Origin of the sequence: Paenibacillus nuruki, assembly GCF_001721045.1 — a bacterium.
GTDB classification, from domain to species: Bacteria; Bacillota; Bacilli; order Paenibacillales; family Paenibacillaceae; genus Saccharibacillus; species Saccharibacillus nuruki.
Genome location: NZ_MDER01000098.1, coordinates 1 through 3,130, shown reverse-complemented (window position 1 = coordinate 3,130; position 3,130 = coordinate 1). Strand labels below are relative to the sequence as shown.

General features: G+C 33.3%; 6 protein-coding genes. All 6 read left to right on the top strand.

Features of this window, described 5'->3' with window-relative positions; genetic code table 11:
• Nucleotides 1-59: 59 nt before the first annotated feature.
• The 6 genes from PTI45_RS22925 (at nucleotide 60) to PTI45_RS22900 (ending at nucleotide 2,978) form a co-directional block, all read left to right on the top strand.
• Nucleotides 60-245 (top strand): pre-toxin TG domain-containing protein, encoded by a 186-nt coding sequence (locus PTI45_RS22925; RefSeq protein WP_069329918.1) that lies wholly within the window; start codon nucleotides 60-62, stop codon nucleotides 243-245.
• Entirely contained in the window at nucleotides 246-818 is a 573-nt protein-coding gene (locus PTI45_RS22920; protein ID WP_069329917.1) for a toxin C-terminal domain-containing protein, read from the top strand. It begins immediately after the preceding gene.
• A gap of 3 nt (nucleotides 819-821) precedes the next feature.
• Complete coding sequence (locus PTI45_RS22915; protein ID WP_069329916.1) at nucleotides 822-1,379, top strand: hypothetical protein; 558 nt, start codon at nucleotides 822-824, stop codon at nucleotides 1,377-1,379.
• Nucleotides 1,380-1,496: 117 nt separating this feature from the next.
• On the top strand, nucleotides 1,497-1,745 hold the full coding sequence (locus tag PTI45_RS22910) for a pre-toxin TG domain-containing protein (RefSeq protein WP_083243698.1): 249 nt from the start codon (nucleotides 1,497-1,499) through the stop codon (nucleotides 1,743-1,745).
• Between the two features lie 30 nt (nucleotides 1,746-1,775).
• The gene (locus PTI45_RS22905) at nucleotides 1,776-2,111 is read left to right on the top strand and encodes a hypothetical protein (RefSeq protein ID WP_069329914.1); all 336 of its coding nucleotides are present in this window, start codon (nucleotides 1,776-1,778) and stop codon (nucleotides 2,109-2,111) included.
• A complete protein-coding gene (locus tag PTI45_RS22900; protein ID WP_069329913.1) occupies nucleotides 2,112-2,978 on the top strand; it encodes an SMI1/KNR4 family protein in 867 nt (288 codons plus the stop codon).
• The last annotated feature ends 152 nt before the right edge of the window (nucleotides 2,979-3,130 follow it).

The following is a 3,130-nucleotide window of genomic DNA, read 5'->3' as shown; positions in this document are numbered from 1 at the left end:
TGGCTCGGAGAGGTGTAGAAGAGGCAGATATATGAAAGAGTATTGATGCTGGACTGACCATGAATCGCTATGCGTATGTGAATGGAAATCCGATTTCGTATATTGATCCGTTTGGACTGAGTGCAGATGGAGATTCTTGGTTCGCAACAGGATTAAGCTATGGAGCCGATGCGATTCCTGTTTTGGGAACCGTGAAAGGTTTCCAAGAAACGATTACGGGCGTCAACTACATTACAGGTGAATAATTGTCTGTAGCTGACCGAGTAGCCAATGGAATAGGTTCATTAACGGGCTTAATTCCAATTCCGGGAACGAAATATGTTGGAAAATATGGAACAGAAGCGGCAATTGATGCTGGAAGTTGGGTTGTTAAGCAGTTTGGAAATAAAGAGAGTACTAAATTACTACCTCGGTTAGAGCAACCAGTGGCTGGAGATAATGTTGTTTCTATGTTGTCTAAAAGCAGGAATGATGCGTATGGAGGTTATTACCAGCGTAAGCAAGTAAGAACAGACGATTATAATAATAAGAATGGAGCATGGACTCCAGCTCCAAAGACTGCAATTCCAAATGGTCCTTATCGTACAGATAAAGAGGCTGAAACAGCTGCAAAACTTCTTGGATTTGAAAAAGTAAATGGTGGAAGAGCTAAAGCAGCAGTCTTTTATTCAAAAGATAGGGGAATTTATATTACAAGAGATATTCCTCGACAAAGTACTGGTAGCACTGATAATGGAGGAGTGTGGAAAATGGCTCCTACAGTTGAAGATTTAATGAGTAGAACATATAATAAACACTTAAATCGGATAGGGGACTAGAAGATGTACTACTGGCAAGTTAGAAAATATCCTCCTCTACAAAAGGAAAGCCAATATAAATCTAAGATTTTAACGTGGACATCAATAATTGATATCGGGAATATATATAATGGTCAACCTTTAACAGCTGAAGAATACCTATCTGTTGAGAACAAATATGTAAAAGCAATGCATATTTATATGAACTATATGAAAGTAACAGATATGGAAGTTTATCTTATTCATAAATTAAAGGAGGAACTTTTTATAGAGCATACTCTTAAATATCCTGAGTGCTATTCTGATGAAATTATAAATTTTTATTATTCTTTGAAGGATAAAGACAATCTTTCTATTAGGGAAGTTGATTTGATTTCTAGGTTAGCACTGAGAGAAGATATTGTTTGTCAACTTAGGCATCAAGATCAGTTTTTCTTAAATCACTCTTATGATTATTATATGGATATTGGTAGTTCTATTGTATGCGAAGCAGCTATTTATGAGATCAAAAAACTCGGTTTATATATCGATCTTTGGGATCATCCGTATGAGGATAATGTATGGGATAATTCTTTGCAATAGCATTATAATCATAATCTTGAGGGAATTTATAAATTGTAATGTTTTCAAAGAAGCTTTGATTGGCTAATGCCTTTCAAAGCTTTTTTACATTGTGCAATCTTATCGAACTAATCAGGATTGAGCTATGGAGCCGATGCGATTCCTGTTTTGGGAACCGTGAAAGGTTTCCAAGAAACGATTACGGGCGTCAATTACATTACAGGTGAACAATTGTCTGTAGCTGATAGAGTCGCCAATGGGATTGGTTCATTAACGGGCTTGATTCCAATTCCGGGGACAAAATATGTCGGTAAATATGGAACAGAAGCGGCGATTGATGCAGGTAGTTGGGTTGTTAAGCAGTTTGGAAAGAATGAAACCAAGTAAGTAGCGAGTAAGTTACCACTAAAAGTAAACTTGCAGTTATTTGCAGGCAAGAAAGATGAAAATGATTTACTGTATCACTATACAGATTTAGAAGGTGCAGAAGCTATTTCAAACAGTGGTGTTATACGGGCAAATCGTGGGAAAGTTTATTTAACAGATGAAAAAGTAAATATAATTGATGCAAATGCTATATTATTTGCAAGTGAACGACCAGAATTTATGATAACTCATAGAATAGAAGTTAAATTAAAAAATGATTATTATCATTTATTAGATGTAGAAACTCAAAGTAATGAATTGATTTTTAGAGGATCTATTCGTAATGGTAAGCATGCTGATTTTAATGTAAAGGAGAATGATTTCTAAATGAGTAAGAAAAAACTAATTATTGAGAAAGAAACAGAACTTCTTGCTTTACACCGTATTTTATTTGAAACTAAATTTACTCCTCATCTAACAGATGATCGTATAAGTGCAAGTCATTTTACGGCAAATTTAGCTAACTCTACTTTAGAAGCAATTATTAATTTACAGTGTGAGCAAAATGCTTCTAAATTAAAAAGTTGGAAGGATTGGCTTGAGAAAAAACAACCATGGATATGGAGACGTTCATTATCTTATTTATTGCAACGACCACCTTTTCAATGGGATAAGATGAAACTTGAAAATCGATTTAATTATATAAGATGGGTTTTTAGTCCATATCCTATTGTAGATGATGAAATATCAAAATTCATAAAAGAATATGAGCATTATCTACAGATTAGACAGGATGGATATGATTCCAAATTGAGAACATTTGGTCGGGCTACAGAATCCATGATTGAAAAGTTTACAGATTACCATAAAATTTCTCTCCCTGAAGATTATAAGATGTTTTTGAAAAATAATAATGGTGGTACTATATTGACTCATTATTGGTTATTTATAGTACAGGAAATAAATGAGGCGATTCCTTTAGAAGCTTTATATGGAATTGAAATAGAATCTTCTATGAGTTTAGAAGTATGGAATAGAGACAAAGACGAAATTCCATCTCATTATTTAGTTATAGGTGAGAGTGGAGATAACGGCAAGATTTTATTAGATACTAGTTTGTCTAATGGAATTTATTTTATGAAAAATGAATTTAGGGAAGAACCAGAAAGTGAAAATGGAATATATCGAATCGCAGAGAGTTTTGATGATTTCATGAAAAGTTTGAAAAAATTTGATAGTAAAATTAGACTATAACAAATCTGAATTAAAATTTGAAATATTTATTTTGTTGATGTAGATTAGAAATATATAGAATATTATTCCATTAAAAGTTAAGTTCTAAAGTAGTAAAGCTTTAACTATAAGAAAGAGAAACTTTGAGAGGCATAGACCTCTCAAAGTTTCTC